This window comes from Sinomicrobium endophyticum (assembly GCF_052983315.1).
Window position 1 is genome coordinate 92,949 of the sequence record NZ_JBRKIS010000043.1, and the last position, 20,469, is coordinate 113,417.

Genomic DNA, 20,469 nt, shown 5'->3' on the forward strand with positions numbered 1-20,469 from the left:
TATCTTAAAAAATACTGGAAATGAAAACATATAAAATCATACTAAGCTGTATTCTTCTCCTCAACGTCATAAGTTGTAAAGACTTTGAAGAATACCAATCGGACCCGAACAGGACCACTGAAGGTGATCCGGGATTATCACTGACCAACATACTGGTAAATAACCTTCATGAAGTCAGCCTTGGAACCGCACTGGCATGCAGGCAGATGGTTTATACGGACGGATCTTCCTCTAATCAATATTACGGATGGCAAAGAGCCGGTTTCGGAAATTACAACAATCTCAGACAAATAATAAAAATGGAAGAAGAAGCCCGGAAGATAGAAAACACCAATTATCTGGCACTTGGGAAATTCTTCAGGGCTTATATTTTTTTAAAGCTTATCAATACTTTTGGGGATGTTCCATACAAAAATGCACTCCAGGGTGATGAAGGAAACTTTGCACCGGCTTACGACAGACAGGAAGATATTTATCTCGGTATCCTGAATGATCTGGAGGAGGCAAATTTCATACTACATGCGGATCATGGTGCTATAAACGGGGATGTTGTTTACGAAAGTGATCTGTTAAAGTGGAGAAAGGCCATTAATTCTTTAAGTCTTCGGGTCCTTATTTCCCTATCCAAAAAGGAAGGAAACAATACCCTTAATATCGTGGAACGTTTCAGGGAAATTGTAAACAATCCTTCCGATTATCCGATCTTTACATCTAATGCGGATAATCTTGCTCTACCCTTTTTTAACCTGGATGGCAACGAATATCCTTATTTTAATGACAACTCTATTAAAACCGCATATTACTTTGACGAATCTTTTGTAACGATACTAAAAGACCTGGAAGACCCGCGGTTATTCCAGCTGGCGGATAAAGAAAGTAACGGAAAAGACCTTGATACCAACGATTTTAATGCTTATGGAGGGCTCGATGGCAGTGCTCTCCTTTCTGAAAACACTTCGCGGCTATCCGCAGGAGAAGGCTCGCCTATAAACGAAAGGTATTATAACGACCCCGTTAACGAACCCTCAATAGCCCTGGGATACGCCGAACTACAATTTACCCTGGCCGAAGCTGCTGCAAGAGGATGGATTGACGCAAGTCCGGAAGCGTACTATAATAAGGGAATTGAAGCTTCTATGCAATTCTACAAAATAGACCAGGAAAGTATAGATGATTATCTGCAAAAAGACCAGGTACAATATGTGGCTCCACAGGGAATACAGATGATTATTACCCAAAAATATATTTCATTCTTTATGAACTCCGGTTGGGAAGCTTTTTACAACCAGCGAAGGACTGGATTTCCCGAATTTAAAACAGATGGAGGTGGCGTACTGAATAACGGAATGATCCCTATACGTTGGATGTATCCCCAAGGCGAAATAAACAACAACCTCAAAAATCTCGAAGCTGCTATTAAGAGACAATATCCGGAAGGTGATAATGTAAACGGGATAATGTGGTTGTTAAAAGAAGAATAAAACTTATACAGTTCCTGAAAAACAGCTTAAAACTTTATTGAGTTATACACATTGACACTATATGTATAAACCTAACAAACAAATAGTTAAATATTTGTATACACATAAAATGAATAGGTATTTCAAAAGAACCTGACTTTGTGGGCTTGGTGAAAAACTTTAAGATCTTTGTGGTTTTTACTGTCACGGGTCTTATTCTATCACAGAGACTCACAAAGTAGGCACAGACCTGCCTGCCGGCATAGGCAGGATTTCACAAAGTATTGTAGAGAAATTAAATGTATAACTCAAAAACTTTAAATACTACAAAATGTTAAAAAAGATAATTTCATATTTAGCAGCTACCTTTTTGATCGTAGGCATGTATAACTGCGACAACCCTAAAAATCAGGAAAAAGAAAAAGCGGAAGAAACAACCCGGGAAGTTGTTTTTGACGGAACCCTTAAAGTACTGACATTAAACACCTGGCACAAAGGAACCGCTGTCGAAGGAGGTTTTAAAGCTATCATCGACATTATTCTCCAATCGGAGGCCGACGTGGTAATGCTCTGTGAAATACGAAATCACAATGATGTGGTTTTTAGTGCAAGGATAGTTGATGAACTCAAACAAAAAGGGATCGAATTCCAATCGTTCAACTCCGATAAGTCTCCCGTCATCTTATCTAAGCACCCAATAATTGCTACTCCAACGATTAATTCGGGCGCATTGACAAAATGTATTGTAGAATTAGATGAAGAAACCCGGGTTGCCGTGTATGCAGCTCATCTCGATTATACTCATTACGCCTGTTATTTGCCTAGAGGATACGACGGGATTACCTGGAAAAAACTACCGGAACCTGTTTTGGATGTCCATAAGATTTTGTCGCAGAATAAAGCCTCACAGCGCGACGAAGCCATAGAAGTATTTGTAAACGATGCTTCGGCAGAACAACAGAATGGTAACCTTGTTCTTTTGGCCGGGGACTTTAACGAACCTTCTCACCTGGACTGGACAAATGCCACTAAGGACTTATTTGACCACAATGGTACGGTTGTCCCGTGGCAGAACAGCATTACCCTGCAGGAAAACGGTTATTTGGATGCTTACAGGGTAAAATACCCTGATCCTGTTACACACCCGGGCTTTACATGGGCAGCATTTAACCGGGATGCGGAATTGTCTAAATTGGTATGGACACCCGATGCGGACGATCGGGACAGGATCGACTTTATTTATTATAATCGGGACGATCGTTTATCTTTAACCGATGTTATCGTAGCCGGACCGTCGGGATGTATTGTCAGAGGCCAGGGTTATGAAGACAACACCTTGCTGGATGAATTCCTGCTACCCGAAGGCATATGGCCTTCAGACCACAAAGGCATACTGGCAACTTTTAAAGTTAATTAGTCCATGAAAAGGTTTCGTTTTTTTCTTATTTCATTGCTCTTTACCATAGGATGCAACGCCCGGGAGCAACCGGTTACTTTTAAGGTAATGGTATGGAATATTCTGCACGGTGGAAATGACATAGAAAACGGGCGGCAAAATGTTATTGAGATCATAAAGGAGATAAATCCCGATGTGATATTGATGGTAGAAACTTACGGTTCAGGTAAAGCCATTGCAGATGCCCTCGGGTATAATCTCCATCTCATAGCTCCCGAAGGTACGGCGTTGGACGATAAGAATATCAATCTGTCTATCCTGTCCAAGCACCTTTTTGGAAAACGTATAGATACCGAATATCCTTTTTATCTCGGTGGGCGGGAAATCTTTATAGAAGGGCAAAAAATGGTATTCTTCTCCAACTGGTTTCACTATTTGCCCTGGGAAGATGAACCTGAAAAAATGGGAAAAACGGCAGAAGAACTTCTGGCCTGGGAAAAGACGGGAACCAAATACAAGATGATACAAGAGGTGTTGCCTTATATAAAAAAATATGCCGCTAAAACAGATACAATCCCCATGATCTTTGGTGGCGATCTGAATACTCCCTCACACCTGGATTGGGGAGAAGAAACCAAAGAAACACACAATAATTTGATAGTACCATGGTATGCTACAAAAATACTGGAAGAACTGGGGCTCATAGACACATACAGAACCCTGAATCCAAATCCGATAAATGACCCCGGGATAACATGGAACACAAAAGATAAAAAAGATGAACACCGGATAGACTATATATTTTATAAGGGGCCGAAGTTAAAGCCAATAAAATCCGAATCGTATATGGCCTTTTTAAATGAGCCATTTGTTATTAATGGTAAGGAGATCATCTATCCATCAGATCACGGCTTTGTAGTGACAACATTCCAATCTCATTGATCATAAATGACGAATACATCCGGTAAACCTCCCCTGGTCCTTTTCTTTATGGAGTATTAAAAAACGCTAAAACAGGAAGTCATATTTGTTACTGTCGAGGCATTTCGATGAAGTGACAAGAAGATACAGATACACGGATATCAAGTATCCATAATCTCAGGAAAATTATCTCGTGAACAGAACCCCTACCTGCCTTCAACCTATAAAAGAAAAAACGCGCAGATCCCGGTAATACCTTCTGTGTTACCGGAATTGCTTCTCCCTGTACATCACCCGGAAAGGGACTATATTGACCGCCCTGTTCTTCAACAACAACATAAGATCGTCACTGAGGAACCCCCATTCTTCTTCGGAATAATTTACTTCACCGTTCTTTTCCAGGAATATGTCAATAGTAGGTGTATACCCTACATGGTCATCCAGGCTGGTTTGTATACCGTTTTTCACTTCTACATTTTCTACGGCATCACCAAAGTGATTTTTACATAATATGATAATATCCTGCCTGGTTACCACTCTTTGGTTAGACACTATATTTTCCCGGTAAGCATAGATCTTATCCGAGTTGGTAAGTTCATTTCGTCCTCCCTGAGTCGTGGAAAGCAGCATAATGGAATCTTTTTCAAAATCGGCTCCCCTGTGTGCCTGTAACCTGGAAAAAGCATTGATCTTATTGGCATTTTCTCCGTTGGTGGTCCAGTATTTCACGAATAGTGTTCCTTTACTCTCCTCTCCTTTTGTGTTCAGGATAAGGTAAGGCGTATTCTTTTTGTGCATTCCCGTCTGGGCCATTTTGTTGCGGAACCTGGAGATAATCTGGTTTATCTCGTGCAGATTGGTTTCCATAAAATCGGTTTCCAGCCTGGAAAAAGCAGCAGCTTCATCCCGGATAAGGTCTACCATATAATCGATCATCTCCGTGGCATTGCGTTCGTCAAAACGCGCCACACCACCAAAACGGAGGTAGGCATAATCTTCGGTAAATTCTTCCTGGTTCTTGGCAATAACGTCAAATTGCCTGCTTCTGTCATCCAGTACGGAATACAGTTCCAGGAAAAAATCTTCGCCGATATTCAACGGGTATATATTGAGGAGCTTTTTTATATTCCCCTGGGTTTCATTCATCTTTTTATTGATGACCGGAAAACAGTTGTTCGCACAAAATATTTCGGATAATATACTCTTCCCGATAACATTGGGGAATTCGACCTTAAGCCACAGCAATTTTTCTTCTTTCAGGGCTTCAAGGGTCTTGGGCGGAACAAACTCTTTGAATTCTTCCGGAAAGGTACTTTCGGCATCCCCTATGTTGAGAACATCTTTAATGGTTATAAAATTCTTTTCGTAATACTCATTGACATGCTCTTCTACTCTTTGCAAATGATGAAAATCCTCATGCACCATAAAACGATCCCCGGCAGTCGTCGTTCCTTTACTGTTATAGCCCTGCGATACCGTTAGCTTATGGTCGTTAAAATACCATTTCGCCCTCGGGAGAAAATGAAAAAACGTATTTCTGTCATGTATGTTCTTCATGTAGAAATAGAACATCAGGTTTTTCACTATACCGCTTCCCCGGTGGGCAAGTCCCAGCCATATGGTACGGTGCGGCATCGGTTTCAGGTAATCTTCCCCGTTCAGATATTCCTGAAATTGTCCGAGAGAGGCGTCCTGTATACCATTAGGCAATACGGCGTATTGCAGAAAGTTCCGGGTAACCTTTACGGGTTTTGTAGGTCCGAAAAAATATTCCCTTACTATTTTCTCCCCCGGATTATACGGATTGTGTTGTCTTTTTTGAAAAAAGAACTGGTGGTGGTCGTTCAGGGTAACCTCCTCTTCGGCCGGGAAGACCTGCATAATGGCCCTTGACGGTGTGGATTTGGAAGAGGTAATAGGAGTGAGTATATCCACAAGCCTTTCGGTGATCCTTCTCCGGCTCGAAAAAATCTCGTTGGAGATATTTTCCAGTTCCTTGGCGCATACATCGAAAAGCAGGTTGACAATAGGATCGAATATATTTTCCAGCTCCACATCAGAATATCCCCAGTGTTTGGCGGCCCTTTTCAGGAGCCTGTCTTTTATCTGATCTTTGGATAATTGCTTCATTCGTTTGTTTTTAAACCGAAAAAACGGAAGTACATATAATTTCTCCGGCAATCTTCATATATATTTTTATTTATAAGAAAACGGTGCCAGGTAATAAGAACTTTTGTAGTAATACGGTTCGTTGGTCTTTTTAATAATACCGTACACCACTATATCCAGTCTCTTTTTAATACGTATATTCGGATTGTACTCTATGGTATCTTCACCGATGGCCAGGCTTACATCCGTTACGGTCATACGTTTTTCATATTTCTTTACCTTTTCGTAAACCGATTCTTTTATCTTGTCCTTTAACTGGTTGACATTGGACAGCAGGTTGAAATCCGTATCCCAGATAACCGTACCAAATTCCGCATCGTATTTGTATTCACCGAAAATCGTGGTGATTACCAACGATATATATTGTGCGAGTGATTCTTCTAAAGTTACTTTGTACAGGTCCTGCCCTTCGGTGATCCTTTTGTAGTCTATGGGAATTTTATAGTACAGATCTTTCAATGGTTACCTTTTTTCGGGTTAAACATTACTTTGCTTTTTTAACGGAAAACTTTACTTCCCCGCTTTTTGTAAGAGTAAGGGTGAGCACATCACCGTCCCGGACATCGCCGGAAATAAGCTTTCGGGCCAGCGGGCGTTTCAGCTTGTTGCGAATGGTTCCTTTAATAGGCCTGGCCCCGTATTCCGGACTGAATCCCATAAGGGCGACTTCGCCTTTGGTCTTATCCGTCATTTTCAGTGTAATATCCAGTTTGGAGAGCAAACTGGTAAGTTCTTTTTTCAGATGAATATCAAATATCTTCACCACGCTTTCCCTGCCTATCGGTGCAAAAGGAACGATTTCTGTCAAACGCCCGAGAAATTCAGGGCGGAAATACCCGGACATGATATCCAGCAGGTCATTGGAAGGAGGCACTTTGCCTTCTGAAAAAGACTTAATCACATAATCCGAACCGATATTGGAAGTGAACAGGATTACCGCATTGGAAAAATCTCCTTCTTTCCCCAGGCGATCGTGTAATTTTCCTTCGTCCAGTATCTGTAGAAAAACATCAAACACCGAACGGTGTGCTTTTTCGATCTCATCAAAGAGCACTATGGAATACGGGTTCTGCCGGATTTTATTCACCAGCAGCCCTCCTTCTTCATATCCCACATATCCGGGAGGGGCTCCGTACAAAAGGGCCGCGGAATGTTCTTCTTTGAACTCCGACATATCGAGACGGATAATGGCATTCTCATCTCCGAAAAGAAAATCCGCCAGGGACTTTGCCAGTTCCGTTTTTCCGGTCCCCGTGGGGCCGAGAAAAAAGAACGATCCTATGGGTTGCCCGGGTTTGGTTAGTCCCGAACGGGATTCGAGTATGGCATCCGAAACCACTTTTATGGCGTGGTCCTGGCCTACTACCCGTTTTTTCAATGTTTCTTCTATTTCGAGTAAACGCTCCCGCTCTTCACTTTTTACCTTTCCGGCGGGTATTCCTGTTATTCCCGACACTACCGCCGAGAGGTGATCGGGGGTTACGATATTCTCTTCACCGGTAAGTTTATCCAGTTGTCCGAGCAGTTTTTCCAGGTACCCGGCTTTTTTAGGCAAACTTTTCAAGTTGTAAAAACCGGATGTCTCTTCTTCTTCACGGAGTAACTCTCCTGCTTTATCCAGTATATCGGTATACAACCAGTTCAGTTCTTCTTCTTTACCCTTTTTCCCGGATTTTTTAAGTTCTTTCAGTTTATCCCGCAACTCGGGGAGTTCTCCGAGCACTACTTCCTTTGCCACCCGCAATGAAGACATCGTACGGTCAATAAGGTCCAGTGCGGAATCGGGTAAGGACTTTTCTTTAAGGTATCTTTTAGACAACCGTATTGCTTCTTTCAGACTGTCTTCATCTATTTTAAACTGGTGGTGTTCTTCGTAATGCGGAGCCACATTCTTTACCATACGCAAAGCCAGGTCTTCCGTAGGTTCCAGTATTTCCAGAGTTTCGAACCGCCTGTTCAGGGCATCGTCTTTTCCCAGCGATTTACGGTATTTTTCGGTAGTTGTAGCCCCGATAAAGGTGATATCCCCTTTGGCAAGTTCGGATTTGATAATGCTACCTATTCCGTTTCCCTGGTTAGCATCAAATAATTCGTGAATGTCATCTATAAACAAAATAGGTTTGGGATGTCTTTTTATTTCCCCAAATATTTTCTGCAACCGGTCCTCTACTTCACCTTTATAGGAAGCTCCGGCAAAGAGCACCCCGGTATTTATTTCCATAACGGTGGCCCCCTGAAGTGGCACTATAATGTGGTTATCGGCTATCTTACCGCAAAACCCTTCTATCAAGGCGGTCTTTCCCACTCCGGCTTCACCGGTAACAATGACATGTGGTTTTAACTTGCGGTTCAGTATTTCGGTTATGGCCTTCAGTTCTTCGTCACGGCCTACTACCGGGATATCTTCCCCTTCGCGATAGGCGTGCACTTTATCGGTACAATATTTTTCAAGAGCTCCCTGTACGGATGGCATACCATTTTCTCCTCCATAAGAAGGGGACAACGGAGATGCCTGTTCGGTAACTTTGTTTTTATTCTGATTACCGTACCCCATCTTTACGGCAATTTCCGAAGAGGTTACGGGCATGGACTTGAGTTCATCGTGTGAAAAACCGACTCCGGGTGTTATAAGCGCCATAAAAATCGGAATAAAACCGACCTCTTCCCTCCCGGCATTTTTAGCGATCTCTTCGGCTTCCGAAAAAACGGCTTCTATAGTGCTGTCAGGGGCCGGATCTTCTCCGGGCCTGCTGGTCTTGGCATACTCTTCCATGCGGATATCCGCCCACTCATCTATGTAAAAAACATCTATTCCCGCAGCATCCAGTTCCCGTATAAAGGAAAACCGGCGATTGAACATCGCTTTCAGGAAATGAGCAGGTGCGTATCTGGGATGATGGTTTTCCCTTGCCAGTTGCTTCGCTATATGAATTGCCTCGGTGCCGTTCGCTGTAAACATTCGGGTATATGGTTTTATAACTTTTTAGTTCCTGTTCAGTTGCTTACAAAGCTCCAGTTCCTTTTTCAGGTCATTGATGATCTCTTCATAATCACTTACCTGTTTGTTCAGGTCGTCGATCTGGGCTTCCGACTTGCGAAGTAACTGCATCCTCCTTTTGGTAGTCACAAGGTCTTTGAGATTCAGGATAACGTTGTTATACAATAAGGTCTGTTTGAACGCTTCTTTATCTGTCGGAACACTTTCTTTCAGTTTGGCCAGTTCCAGACCAATGGTCTGTTCCAGGAACTGAAAACTGTCTCCGGAACGGTCCAGGGAATCTATACTGGCCGTCAGCCCGTCTATCTTGCCCGAAAACGTTTCCTGATAGCGAAATTCATTCATTATCTTATCGTTTTCCTGCTTCAAAGCCTCATTTTCTCTCCAGGGCAGTTTATAATTGAAAAAGACGGCAAAAACCAGTATCCCTACCGTAATAATCAACATGAGGAGAAATAATAAAAATGCGGATACCCGCTCTTTCTTATTGAGTATTTCCATAGTTTAAAATAAATTAGATCAATCTGCCAGAAATGATGCAGAACCGTCCTGGCTATCGGCATCTTTATTATCTTCCTGCTTAAAGAAAATACCGGATGTTCTTTCGGTTTTTACAATATTCTCATTCACAAATATACCGGAATCTTTCTTCCTTCCTATATAATCAAGCTGATTGAGTATGGAGAACAGGTGATCCGTTTTTTCTATAAATTCCATAACTCCTTTCACCGTGGGCTCCATATCATACCCTTTGTACTTGAGGTTAATGGTTTCGGAAAACAGTTTTTCGTAATCCCCACTGCCCAATTCGGTAGTCCATTCGGAAAAATAGTTAAAGACCATTTCTTTTCCGTCCCCGGAAAAGGAATCGAAGCTGTTTTTCATAACACGGGCAAGGCTGACCACTTTGTCCAGAACCTCCATCGGGGATGAATAAAACCCGTTCCAGCGGTTCCGGTTTATACTTTGCCCCACATGTCCCAGTATTTTTTCGAGTGTGGCAAATACAATATCGGCGATCAGGTTTTCGTCTCCGCTAAGCCTTCGGAACCGTATTTTCTGGGATATCTGAACCGCATAGAATTCCATTTGCTTAAAAAAGGCATCATACGCTTCGAAAAGTTTCACCAGGGAAGGATGACTATTTACGGTAACACATGGCGGAATATACGTCTCTACCGCTTCAAAAACACTCCCCCTGGAAAAAAACTTGGCTATAGGGAACTGAAGGGGCCCTATATTGTTCTGGGTAACTTCAGCTTCCGCAACCGTAGTCAGATAGTACTTAGGCATGGCATGAGGAAACCGGGGCGGTATTTCATCCATATTCTGTGTACCCGTGGGTACCCGGTTATAAGGGTCTACATTGAGTAGCAGAAAACGGCTGTTTTCCTTGAAATCGTAGTTTTCCAGGGATATTTTTTCCGAGAACTCCCCCGTATAATCGGTGATCTCTATACGGCCACCCCCTGGGGTGACTGCCTTCATAAACTTAATGGACACATTGAGTTCATTATGCTCATCAATAATTACCGAATACTCGAAAGGAGCTTTAAACCTGGTAGAGAGCAAACCGTATTGCAGCTGGTTAACCCCCATGTTCCGCGCATCGCGAACCAAATCTTCCACATTGTCCTGAAATTCGATAAAATGATTTTTGTTGATCTTCATCCCATCGATCCAGTTTACCGGAAAATATCGTATATCTTCTGCCATGATTAGTTGTCGTTTACAATTATCTGGTTATTTTGTTTACTTTTCTATGGCCTGAACACCAATTTCAGCATTTGGTTCCACACGTTTTTTATTTCTCTATATACGCTGGCAAATTATAGTATCACCATCTTTCATATCGTTTCTGTCCACGGATTCGTCCGGGTCTATATGGTTCGTAGAACTGAACCATTTGGGCTTGGAATGAAAATACCATCCGTAGGGTTCGTTCTTGTTATCTGTAAAATGTATCTGGCTATTGGGGTGTTTATCGTTATAATCGTTGATAAAATAGTAGAACAATCGGCCAAACTCCATTGCCCTCGGGGCTTTTACCTTGAAATTAATGATATGCCGGTCATTGGGTTTCTTGTGAAACACCAGGTTGAGCAAAATAACATTGCGCATTTCGGTTATCTGGGGATTGGGATAGCGGTTATTAAGCGGATAGAACCAGCGTTTGAACAGTCTGGCCGGAATGGTAATAGCTGTTTCAAAAAGTATGAGCACCAGGGTTGGCACCATAAAGAGCAACAGACTGCCCGACATATAGTAGATAAACTGGAATTCGGCAAAATAGGAAACCACCAGTATCATAAATACCGCCATGTACAATGCGGTTATAAATGCAAAAAAGATTTCCAGGTATATTTTTCTGGTCTCGAACCGCTGAAATACCTTGTGAAAAAATATGAGGTGCCCTGTTCCGAGCAACAGCATCAATACCTGGAAGGAAACAAAGCGGGAAGTAAGTGTCGTAGATTTCAGATTGTATAAAATAGCCCCGAAACCTATAACAATAATCCCCATACAAAGCGCGTATAAAAAATACTTCCACTTTTTCTTCCGGAATTTAGGTGCCTTGGCGCCGAAGATCATACTCAGTATAAAAGCAACGGCAAGCGTAATCAAAAGTACGGTCAGGGTTTCTCCGGTAACTATATAGTCTAAAATCTTTCTCATGGTTTAAATAACAGTTGATATTCCCAGGCGGGATTGGTACAAGGTTTCATTCAACCGGAAAATCCGATCATCGTCATTTAACATTAACTGATATGAAAATTGTACCTGGCAAGGTAAAAATAAATGAAAAAATGCCTCTAAAAAACTTTCCATCTGTCCTTTATTGACATATTCCAGGAGTTTTTTCGAATCCTTAAGAGGCCCTATAACAAAATGATACTTTTTCAAATATATCTCTTCCTTACTTTCCAGGGTGGTATTAATACCCAGCAACATGTCGTCTGTTTTCTCATACGGGTCAAAAACCTGCTCCAATTTAACATTTTTCGTAATAACTTTTACTTTTTCTCCTATAATAGATTCGAGGCCTTTACGCACATCTTCCGTATTACGGCTCACAAAATTCTTTTGCCGCATTAACAGAAAAAACATTTTAACAAGAAGTTCATCGGGTACTTTTTCGGATACGCCCAGGATCATACGTATTACATCAGCCAGCCCATAAGCGTTGATATCCCGGAAAAAATCCGATTCGTATTTTTCAATTTCATGCCGGAAGCGAAAAAGCTCATTTTCCAGCGGGTTAAAGAAGTGCCGCGCTTCCTTTTCTTCTCTTTTACGTTTCTTATACTCTTCTACAGGATCTTCACTGCGGCTACGCGATCTGTAATTATGTGTTATCCCTTCCGGAAGTATGTCATAAAAACCGTCGCGACTGAGCTTAAAGTTCCACATATCCGTGTGGTTCATATCCAGTTCTACCTGCATAACATCCTTGCTGAACTTACGAAAAAAATTGCCCTGTGGTATTACGGTAATATCTTTCTCTTGTACTTTACGGCGCAGGAGCACTTCAAATAAGAGCTCCGCCTTCAGATCAAATAAAGGTATATCCTGCAATTCTTCAAAAACAATATCTTCTCTGCTCATCAGTGTTTCAGGTTTTTCACTCTTCCCCTACCTATATATCCGGCACGCCACATGCGATCCCTAAGGCTGGCAATCTTCACTCCTTCGGAAGGTGTCACTGTTAAAAAGCGTTTGTTTTTCAGATATATTCCTACATGGGTATACGGTTTTCCGCGGTCCTTAAAACGAAAGAACAGCAAATCTCCCTCCTTCATATCTTTACTATAGTGAATCTGCCCGTCGGTATAATTGGTGAGAATAGCTTTGGAAGCAGTTCGCGGAAAGCTTATTTCATAAACTTCATTATAGAGGTTTTGCATCAGGGTCAGATGGTCTACCCTGTCTTTCTGATACGGATCACCGAGCCGCTTCTTTACATAAGAATATAACTTAGGGTCATTGACATCAATCGCCTTTACTTTTAATTCTTTGGCGAAGAAGACCTTATCTTCTATGGTTATGGGAGAATAATTACGAACCTTGACTTCCCGTGTCAACGGTGTTGACTTGGGATTATAATTTCTCATATGGGTTAACGGGGCCGATAAAACGGGGGGTAATGCAAATTGTTCGGTACGCAATATCCCTACAACCTCAACTTCGTCAAGTATAATGGAAGATTCACTGTCCGACAGCACCACTTGCCCTGTCTCCAGGAGAAGTGCCGCATTGACAGGCTCGTCTTCTGCCATGGAAGTATTTACTACAGGAGAAGAACTCTCCCTGGGACGCGGAGAACTTTGGCGGGGCCCGCCGAATTCCGCCTGAACGTCATCATCTGTTATAGCCTGTATTTCCATTACGGATTCTTCCTCTTCCTCCGGATCATCATCGTCCGTATCCAGGTCTCCCAACTCACCGAATTCTATCTTCACCAATTCATCGGTAATAGGAATTACAGCCTGTTGGGATTTACAGGAAACCACCAGCACTAACAGCCATACACACACTATAATTCTTGCACTTGTCATGTTCTCTTTAATTTGTAATTATCGACACTACCCCCCTTCTTGCGGAGTTCCGGCTTATCTTTAATTTACAATACTCCCCCCACGTCATCGTACGGAGTAATCTAAGAATAAAGTTTGTCAGTTCCTTGTATTGCCTCCGTTCGGTATTATCCAACAACATCTTCCCCGGAAGCACAAGCAAAGACAAATCTCAAGGGACCAAAGTATAATAAATATACCTGGCAAAACATCACCAAAAACAGGGGTTTTTCAGATCGGCTTCTCTGCGAAGAACAAATCCGTACGTCCCGGGGAGGAATAAAATCTGAACACGATTCGCGTTATTATTACCCGGACAGAATCCTTAAAAAACCCACACCACAACAAAATCCGACAGATAACTAAAAGATCATCCTCACGCTTATCGCATAGAAAATTCCCCCGGTTTTATTCTGCCGCTTAACCTATATGTATTACGCCAGTAAGGATCTTCGAGACTGGTTATCCGAACCCCTTCGGATTCGGTAGCCGAAAGAAACTTCATATTTTTCAGATATATCCCCACATGCGTCATTATTTTTTCATTATTAGACCGGAAAAACACCAGGTCGCCCTCCTTGAGGTATTTTAAGGAGCGAAAGCGCTCCACATGATTGTCATTGAGCATAATTTCGGAAGCCGTCCGGGGCAATTGTACATCGTAGACTTCCTTATAAAGGTCCCGCATTAAAGCAGAGCAATCGACACCTCTTTTGGTTTCCCCTCCATATAGGTAGGGCACTCCCTGCCATTCCTTTATATAAGCGTAAAGTTTCTGATTCGTAATTTCCGTCGGTTTCACCCCCAGCATCCTGGCAAAATACACACGGTCATTAGGAGATAACAAATCCTGTTCTTTTTCTTCCTCTTCGACAGCTATATCCATATCCCGGATAACCCTGATCTGGTCTACCCTTGGTTTTTTACCCAACTCCGCATTCACATACGGATCGGTGATCATATTTACCGTGTCTTTTTTACTCCCGCAACTACAGATAAAAAACAACACAAATCCGACAAGTACATATCTATTTTTCATTCATGCAGATTTTAATTACCGAAAACCGTTATTTCCATTTTACGTTAACTTTATTCTTTTTTCACCCTACACGTAAACATATCCTGACCAACGTTTTTCCAAATCTCGTATCGAACGCGGTCCGATGCAAAAAAACACATCCCGGCCTTACAAATACAGGAAAAAACTACATATTGTCCTTAAATATAATCCTTTGTTTTTTTATGCGGCAAATTAAGGCAGAAATATTCGCAAAAGTTAAGTGCATTTTAATATTACATCAAAAATGCGTTATTTTATGACTTAAATTATAGTTTAAACCTGTCAAGCTACGGGGCCTTATCTATTTTTATTAGCTTGCACCCACATTTTTCCGTACGAAAATACAATATTTTTGCTTTATTTTGAAATACTTGTTTTCCAGGATTTTTTAACCATCGCAAATTGTGTATTTTTGAAAAGCGTTGAAAAACAAAAAAGACGAATACCGGAAGTATCCTTTTAAACGATTGTTTTTCAATTGTTCCCAACACAATAAAATTTGCTTGAAATGAACAGGAACTCACACATCAGAACACATTTTGACTCCAGGGTTATCCTATCCTTTATAGCCATCCTCTTGCTGTCGGGCATTATCCTGGCCTTTCGGGTTAATGAAAGCGAGCCCTGCCTGGTAGAACAGATCAAGGTACAGGCCTCCTCTTTTAAAGTGGGGGAAATTATTACCTTTTCGGATTATACGGAAAATGCCCACGAATGGAAATGGGATTTCGGAGATGGCAATGGAACTTCGTTCCGTTCCAAAGTGGTCCATCAATACAAAGAACCGGGAAAGTACCTGGTGAACCTATGGGTAAACAAAAACTGCAATATCACCAAACTCGTAGACATTCAGCCTGCGGAGGATATTATTGACTCCACTTTGTTACCGCGGTTTTATGCTCCTAAAATTGCTTACGTCAATGAACCCGTTACTTTTACGGACAGTACTTCGCATGCGAAATCCTGGGAATGGCGTTTCGGTGAAGGAGAAAAAATAGACGCTATAGACAAAAATCCCTCGCACACCTATAAAACAACCGGAGAAAAAACAGTATCCCTTTTTGTAAATGACGATATTAAATATGTCAGCTTCCGCAAGATTACCGTATTACCCGCCAAACAGGAAAAATCCCCTATTTCCAGGGCAGAGATCATGCGTGAAACCAGGACCAGTGTAGTTGACGACTTCCTGGAGCGCATACCGGAAGCACCCGCATCGGAACTGAAAGAAAAACCGGCTACTACCGTAAAGAAAACAGAAGAGTCGGAAGATGTTGTAGAAGTTCCCGAACTCGATGAAGCTAAACTTGCAGGGTTGATTGTAGGTATCGCCCAAGACAAACTATCGTTCCATAATTTTGTCCGGTATTTCTGTAAAGACCGTCTCCCGTCCGTTCAATTGAAGGACAAGGTTGTTTCCATTCACTACCTCAGCAACAGTATCCGGGGCAAAAAAATAGAATTAAAAAGCGTATCCATGGTACGCAACAAAGAAAATAATTGTGTAAGACTGATCATCGTGGATTATAAGCGAAAAGGCCTGTTTTGATCAGAAAAATATACTCGATAAGTAATTTTTATTATATTTAACTAAAATTAACGTTATGGCAAATCTTTCAAACAGTTACGGAATAGGAGGAAATGAGGTAAAGCCGGAGGGAGAAGAGAGCATTGTTGACATTCCTCAGAATAAAACACTGATAGCTCAGAAATTAACCCCAAACACTCCGGTACGTCCGGAAGTAGTGACCGGCCTGAAAAATATGGATGAAGTTTTCGAACATTTCTCTCCGAAAATGAACGTCAACTTTGAAGACGAACAGGGAATGACCGTACGGGAAGAATTAAAATTCAAAAACGTTTCCGATTTTTCTGCAAAAGGGGTCACCGAACAAAGCGAATTCCTTACCGACCTGCAGACCAAAAAAGAACAATACAACAAAATGATAAAACAGCTGAAGACCAACAAGGTTCTGAAGCTTGCACTCCAGGATCCGGAAGCCAAGAAGTCCATTATCGAAACCATCGAAGCATTGGTCCGGGAAATTGAAGAAACCGATAAATAGATCTACTCATGAAGAACCAAAAAGAAACAACCCCTTCAGCAGTAAAGGAGCAGGCAAAAGAAGGCAAAAAAGTAAGTCTGGAGCAAAAACTGGAGTCTTTTATCCAGTTCGGAGGTTTCGACCTGCTGGAAAGTGCTATTGAAGGTGTACAGAATTTAAGCCCGGACAGAAAAGCGAGAAGAAATATATTCCTTAACGAAGCCGGAAAAAAAGCAGAGAGGCAAAACCTCAAAAGGGTTTTAAAACTCTGGGCGGAATCCCTGAAATCATCAGACAACCTGGTAGACCTGGTTAGCGACTGCCAGGAAAAGGCCGAGTTGGCAGAAAAAACACTGAAAAAGAACCTGACATCGGCCGTAAGCGAAACCAAAGAACTCGAAGAGTCTTATCGCACCCTGGCCATGTTCTTTAAAAACACCGAAGAGAGCAAAGTAAAAAACGTTGCCATTATAAATGCCGAACTCGATCAGCTCAAGGATCTGGACAATACAAGGTTTATCGATCATATAGAAGAAGAACTGGTAAACAATTACGACCGTCTCGACCTGAGAAACAACTATTCTCTTCTGGTTGTACCAGGTTACCTGGGATCCAATAAAGTACTGGAAAAATGGGCCAAAATAGCACATAACAACAAAGTGATGCTGGTGACGGATTTTCAGCACCTGGACGAACCGGATGATGTCATTGAAATGTTCGAAATGGCTAACCTCACCGGTGGAGATATATTCCGGTCCAATGTAATTATGACTTGTAACTGGCTTGTAGGACGAGGCAAAAACGAGGAAATAGACGAAGAAGACCACCTGTATATCCCCCCTTCCACGGCTTTGGCGGGAAAAATATACAACACGCTGATGTCGCAGATCACCGCCGGAAAAAAATTCGGGGGTATAAACGAAGTGGACGGGGTGAAATTCGACCTTAAGAAAAGTGAAATTGCCGATCTGGAACATCTTGGACTAGTTCCTATGGTAAACGAGTACAACAAGGTAATGGCTTTTTCCGGAAAAACGCTGTTTAACGGAGATAACCTCGGGTTACAAACATATTCCGTAGTGCGTGTATTCGACTACGTCACCAAGGTAATGATGGACTTCCTTAACCGAAGAGCTTTCGAGAATTTCAATGCCAAAACCCGTAAGCAAATACTCAACCAGGTGATCAAATTCCTGGATAGTGTTTCCGGCCCGGACAAACTCATCGAAGATTTCGATATCACCAAGTTCGAACAGGACCCGAACCAGAAAGACAGGATCTTCCTGGACATCCGTTTGAAACCGTACTTCCCTGCTAAAAACTTCCTGATCAAGATGGACGGACAAAAAGGTGATGACGGTACGGAATGGGATACCGAATACTCCGAGCAGTAATACACTTGTGAACCATATTATCCATAAAAAACGCCGGCACAAACCGGCGTTTTTTTGTTACCTGACCTTTACCCCAATGTAAAAAAACGTTTTCCTGTCAAATATTCCCACTCTCTTCTTTGATTAACAGTCTCTTTTTCTTACTTTTAATCCATATTTTTATAAATTTTGGTGTTTTATTTATTTTACCCTTAAACCTGTTTGCTAAATATGATATCTTCAATCACAACTTCCGCCCAGGCCGGTATAACGGGATATCTCCCTGATACCCGGCACGACCTTCGGTACAATGCCCGGGATACGCCTGTTCTTTACCGGGAAAATATAACGAACCCGGTACCACATACCCTGACCCCTTAACCAAACACCCCTGTCTGACAGAGAACAGATCTCTTCCTCCCCGTAAAAAACATTAACCTTAAATGAAATGTGCTATGGACTTTCCTTTTCTACCAGAAATCTGTGATACCACTTATCTATTCCGGAAAACCGAAAGTCTTTGCATCTGACAACTAACATCTTCGGGGGCCAATACCGCCCGTAAGATGCATGGAAATACCCCCGGAATATCGATCGGGACTAATTAAAAAACGAGGTGCAACTAAAAATCAGGCTATCATGGCATTACAAACCGAATTAACCATAAAAATAGGAGAACTCCGAATGACAAGCTTCCTTCGGATGGAACTTACACAGAACATCGATGACCATCATGAACTTACCATAGAGTGCAGGGAAGATGAGATTTACCTTCAAAATCCGGAATTACACGGCAATTACCAGAAACTGATCGGGGAGAAAATACTGGTTACCATGCAGGCCACCGACGGAATGTTCTCCACCAGTACCGGCTATTTTAAAGGTGTAGTGACCATGGTAAAATCGAGAAATTCGGATGAACACGAGGGTAAACGCATCCAGTTTAAGGCATATAGCCCTACCATTCTCCTGGACAACGGCCCCGAATCCTATTCCTTTCTGAAAAAAGACTTTATTCATATTGCCCATAACACCACAAGGCTCTATGACAGTGATATGCTCAAAATAAGCGTTAAACCTTCCAAAAACCAAAATTATCCCTACATCGCACAATACAATGAAAGCGACTATGATTTTTTAAAACGCATGTGCTCAAGGCAGGGAGAGTGGTTTTATTACAACGGCGTACAACTCGTCATAGGCCAGGAAGATACCCGGGAGGAAATTGCGTTGTCTTACGGCTATAATCTCGTGGAATTCGATCTGGAAATGACACTGCAACCTACCCGTTTCAAATATCACGGCAATGACCTTTCCGAAGGCGCATCGCACTACAGCTCCACCCGCTCCCTGGAAAATTCCATAAACGGTATAACCGGGGAACTGATAAAATCTTCCGCCAGGATATTTGACAAAGAAACCACCGTACAGCACAACTTCCTGGTAAACGAAGGGAGTGGACAGACGGACATAGACCATTACGCACAACTGAACTTCCAGAAGAAGGTAGCCAATATGCTGTTTGTATACGGCAGGAGCGAAAACCCGGCATTACGTCCGGGTGCACTGGTTAAAATACAGGACGAAAACGGCAATATTACGGGATTGTTCAAAATAATTTCTACCAAACACCACTGTACGGATACCGGCGACTATGAGAACTCTTTTAAAGGAGTCCCCGCCGTTGTGAACATATCTCCCTATTCCGATCCGGGCAATTATCCCAAGTGCGAAAGCCAGCCCGCTACGGTTATCGACAACAACGACCCCCGGGGACTGGGGCGCATAAAGGTGCAAATGGCCTGGCAGAAAGAAAATGCACAGACTACAGACTGGATTCCCCTGTCCACACCCAACGGCGGTTCGGGGAAAGGATTTCATTTTATCCCGGAAACAGGAGAAACCGTTATGGTGGATTTCCAGAGCGGGAACGCGGAAATGCCCTATGTAACCGGATGCGTACAACACGGAAATGCCAATAGCGGTTATGCCGACCCGAACAACAACCTGAAGGCCATTCAAAGCCGTAACGGTAATAAGATTATTATGGATGACAACAGCGGGTCTATGTTTTTCTCAGATAACGGAGGGGCATCCTCCCTCTACGACGGTGCTGGGAACCTCTATGTGGATGCCAATTCCAACATTACGCTCAATGTAGGAGGTGGCAGTTCTAAAGTGACTATGGATTGCTCCGGGAACATCATCATAGAAGGAAATACCAACGTAAAACTAAAGGTCGGGGACAGCTATATCGAAATAACCGAAGAAAGCATTACCGTAAACAGTAAAAAGGTAGATGTTACCGGAGAAGACGAGATCAACATGACCGGAAAAGAGAACACCATTACGGGAGAAATCCTGACACAATTAAACGGACAGGCAGTGACCATTGACCCGACGGGGGATGTAACCGTGCAGCCTGACGGAGGCAATGTAATTATCAAAGGAACCGAAGTGGATATTAATTAAC

17 protein-coding genes are annotated in these 20,469 nt (G+C 42.3%); 8 read left to right on the top strand and 9 right to left on the bottom strand.

All coding sequences use genetic code 11. The features are described 5' to 3' along the window. The first annotated feature begins 20 nt into the window (after nt 1-20). The 3 genes from ACVBDU_RS17095 (at nt 21) to ACVBDU_RS17105 (ending at nt 3,798) form a co-directional block, all read left to right on the top strand. A complete protein-coding gene (locus tag ACVBDU_RS17095; protein ID WP_447180941.1) occupies nt 21-1,481 on the top strand; it encodes a SusD/RagB family nutrient-binding outer membrane lipoprotein in 1,461 nt (486 codons plus the stop codon). Between the two features lie 310 nt (nt 1,482-1,791). After that, nucleotides 1,792-2,877: an endonuclease/exonuclease/phosphatase family protein gene (locus ACVBDU_RS17100; RefSeq protein WP_447180942.1), complete on the top strand. Its 1,086-nt coding sequence runs from the start codon at nt 1,792-1,794 to the stop codon at nt 2,875-2,877. A gap of 3 nt (nt 2,878-2,880) precedes the next feature. Continuing rightward, a complete protein-coding gene (locus ACVBDU_RS17105; protein WP_447180943.1) occupies nt 2,881-3,798 on the top strand; it encodes an endonuclease/exonuclease/phosphatase family protein in 918 nt (305 codons plus the stop codon). A gap of 243 nt (nt 3,799-4,041) precedes the next feature. Here the strand turns inward: ACVBDU_RS17105 and ACVBDU_RS17110 are convergent, their stop codons facing one another. The 9 genes from ACVBDU_RS17110 to ACVBDU_RS17150 form a co-directional block, all read right to left on the bottom strand. Then, nucleotides 4,042-5,907: a hypothetical protein gene (locus ACVBDU_RS17110; protein ID WP_447180944.1), complete on the bottom strand. Its 1,866-nt coding sequence runs from the start codon at nt 5,905-5,907 to the stop codon at nt 4,042-4,044. 66 nt (nt 5,908-5,973) lie between these two features. Beyond that, a complete protein-coding gene (locus ACVBDU_RS17115; RefSeq protein ID WP_447180945.1) occupies nt 5,974-6,405 on the bottom strand; it encodes a GPW/gp25 family protein in 432 nt (143 codons plus the stop codon). Between the two features lie 25 nt (nt 6,406-6,430). Continuing rightward, nucleotides 6,431-8,905, bottom strand: a complete 2,475-nt coding sequence (locus tag ACVBDU_RS17120) for an AAA family ATPase (RefSeq protein WP_447180946.1) — start codon at nt 8,903-8,905, stop codon at nt 6,431-6,433. A 24-nt stretch (nt 8,906-8,929) separates the two neighbouring features. Next, a complete protein-coding gene (tssO, locus tag ACVBDU_RS17125) occupies nt 8,930-9,445 on the bottom strand; it encodes a type VI secretion system TssO (RefSeq protein WP_447180947.1) in 516 nt (171 codons plus the stop codon). A gap of 18 nt (nt 9,446-9,463) precedes the next feature. After that, on the bottom strand, nt 9,464-10,660 hold the full coding sequence (locus ACVBDU_RS17130) for an SMP-30/gluconolactonase/LRE family protein (protein ID WP_447180948.1): 1,197 nt from the start codon (nt 10,658-10,660) through the stop codon (nt 9,464-9,466). 96 nt (nt 10,661-10,756) lie between these two features. Next, on the bottom strand, nt 10,757-11,620 hold the full coding sequence (locus tag ACVBDU_RS17135; protein WP_447180949.1) for a TssN family type VI secretion system protein: 864 nt from the start codon (nt 11,618-11,620) through the stop codon (nt 10,757-10,759). A gap of 3 nt (nt 11,621-11,623) precedes the next feature. Beyond that, the gene (locus ACVBDU_RS17140; RefSeq protein WP_447180950.1) at nt 11,624-12,550 is read right to left on the bottom strand and encodes a hypothetical protein; all 927 of its coding nucleotides are present in this window, start codon (nt 12,548-12,550) and stop codon (nt 11,624-11,626) included. Further along, complete coding sequence (locus ACVBDU_RS17145) at nt 12,550-13,500, bottom strand: C40 family peptidase (RefSeq protein WP_447180951.1); 951 nt, start codon at nt 13,498-13,500, stop codon at nt 12,550-12,552. Before ACVBDU_RS17145 ends, ACVBDU_RS17140 begins: the two co-directional genes overlap by 1 nt. Before the next feature lie 400 nt (nt 13,501-13,900). Continuing rightward, nucleotides 13,901-14,557 carry a C40 family peptidase gene (locus tag ACVBDU_RS17150; protein WP_447180952.1) on the bottom strand — a complete coding sequence of 219 codons (657 nt, stop codon included), beginning with the start codon at nt 14,555-14,557 and terminating at the stop codon, nt 13,901-13,903. Between the two features lie 529 nt (nt 14,558-15,086). Between ACVBDU_RS17150 and ACVBDU_RS17155 the strand changes: the two genes are divergently transcribed. The 5 genes from ACVBDU_RS17155 (at nt 15,087) to ACVBDU_RS17175 (ending at nt 20,468) form a co-directional block, all read left to right on the top strand. Next, a complete protein-coding gene (locus tag ACVBDU_RS17155) occupies nt 15,087-16,127 on the top strand; it encodes a PKD domain-containing protein (protein WP_447180953.1) in 1,041 nt (346 codons plus the stop codon). A gap of 55 nt (nt 16,128-16,182) precedes the next feature. Further along, nucleotides 16,183-16,644, top strand: a complete 462-nt coding sequence (locus ACVBDU_RS17160) for a type VI secretion system contractile sheath small subunit (RefSeq protein ID WP_447180954.1) — start codon at nt 16,183-16,185, stop codon at nt 16,642-16,644. A gap of 8 nt (nt 16,645-16,652) precedes the next feature. Next, complete coding sequence (locus ACVBDU_RS17165; RefSeq protein WP_447180955.1) at nt 16,653-18,017, top strand: DUF5458 family protein; 1,365 nt, start codon at nt 16,653-16,655, stop codon at nt 18,015-18,017. A gap of 210 nt (nt 18,018-18,227) precedes the next feature. Beyond that, entirely contained in the window at nt 18,228-18,377 is a 150-nt protein-coding gene (locus tag ACVBDU_RS17170; protein ID WP_447180956.1) for a hypothetical protein, read from the top strand. A 258-nt stretch (nt 18,378-18,635) separates the two neighbouring features. After that, nucleotides 18,636-20,468, top strand: coding sequence for a type VI secretion system Vgr family protein (locus ACVBDU_RS17175; RefSeq protein WP_447180957.1), 1,833 nt, complete (start codon nt 18,636-18,638; stop codon nt 20,466-20,468). The last annotated feature ends 1 nt before the right edge of the window (nt 20,469 follow it).

Bases quoted from the DNA above. Each gene is read 5' to 3' on its own strand.
- ACVBDU_RS17150 (WP_447180952.1), bottom strand. From the start codon at position 14,557: ATGAAAAATAGATATGTACTTGTCGGATTTGTGTTGTTTTTTATCTGT.
- ACVBDU_RS17130 (WP_447180948.1), bottom strand. From the start codon at position 10,660: ATGGCAGAAGATATACGATATTTTCCGGTAAACTGGATCGATGGGATG.
- ACVBDU_RS17145 (WP_447180951.1), bottom strand. From the start codon at position 13,500: ATGACAAGTGCAAGAATTATAGTGTGTGTATGGCTGTTAGTGCTGGTG.
- ACVBDU_RS17175 (WP_447180957.1), top strand. From the start codon at position 18,636: ATGGCATTACAAACCGAATTAACCATAAAAATAGGAGAACTCCGAATG.
- ACVBDU_RS17170 (WP_447180956.1), top strand. From the start codon at position 18,228: ATGATATCTTCAATCACAACTTCCGCCCAGGCCGGTATAACGGGATAT.
- ACVBDU_RS17095 (WP_447180941.1), top strand. From the start codon at position 21: ATGAAAACATATAAAATCATACTAAGCTGTATTCTTCTCCTCAACGTC.
- ACVBDU_RS17140 (WP_447180950.1), bottom strand. From the start codon at position 12,550: ATGAGCAGAGAAGATATTGTTTTTGAAGAATTGCAGGATATACCTTTA.
- ACVBDU_RS17135 (WP_447180949.1), bottom strand. From the start codon at position 11,620: ATGAGAAAGATTTTAGACTATATAGTTACCGGAGAAACCCTGACCGTA.
- tssO (WP_447180947.1), bottom strand. From the start codon at position 9,445: ATGGAAATACTCAATAAGAAAGAGCGGGTATCCGCATTTTTATTATTT.
- ACVBDU_RS17155 (WP_447180953.1), top strand. From the start codon at position 15,087: ATGAACAGGAACTCACACATCAGAACACATTTTGACTCCAGGGTTATC.
- ACVBDU_RS17105 (WP_447180943.1), top strand. From the start codon at position 2,881: ATGAAAAGGTTTCGTTTTTTTCTTATTTCATTGCTCTTTACCATAGGA.
- ACVBDU_RS17160 (WP_447180954.1), top strand. From the start codon at position 16,183: ATGGCAAATCTTTCAAACAGTTACGGAATAGGAGGAAATGAGGTAAAG.
- ACVBDU_RS17120 (WP_447180946.1), bottom strand. From the start codon at position 8,905: ATGTTTACAGCGAACGGCACCGAGGCAATTCATATAGCGAAGCAACTG.
- ACVBDU_RS17110 (WP_447180944.1), bottom strand. From the start codon at position 5,907: ATGAAGCAATTATCCAAAGATCAGATAAAAGACAGGCTCCTGAAAAGG.
- ACVBDU_RS17100 (WP_447180942.1), top strand. From the start codon at position 1,792: ATGTTAAAAAAGATAATTTCATATTTAGCAGCTACCTTTTTGATCGTA.
- ACVBDU_RS17165 (WP_447180955.1), top strand. From the start codon at position 16,653: ATGAAGAACCAAAAAGAAACAACCCCTTCAGCAGTAAAGGAGCAGGCA.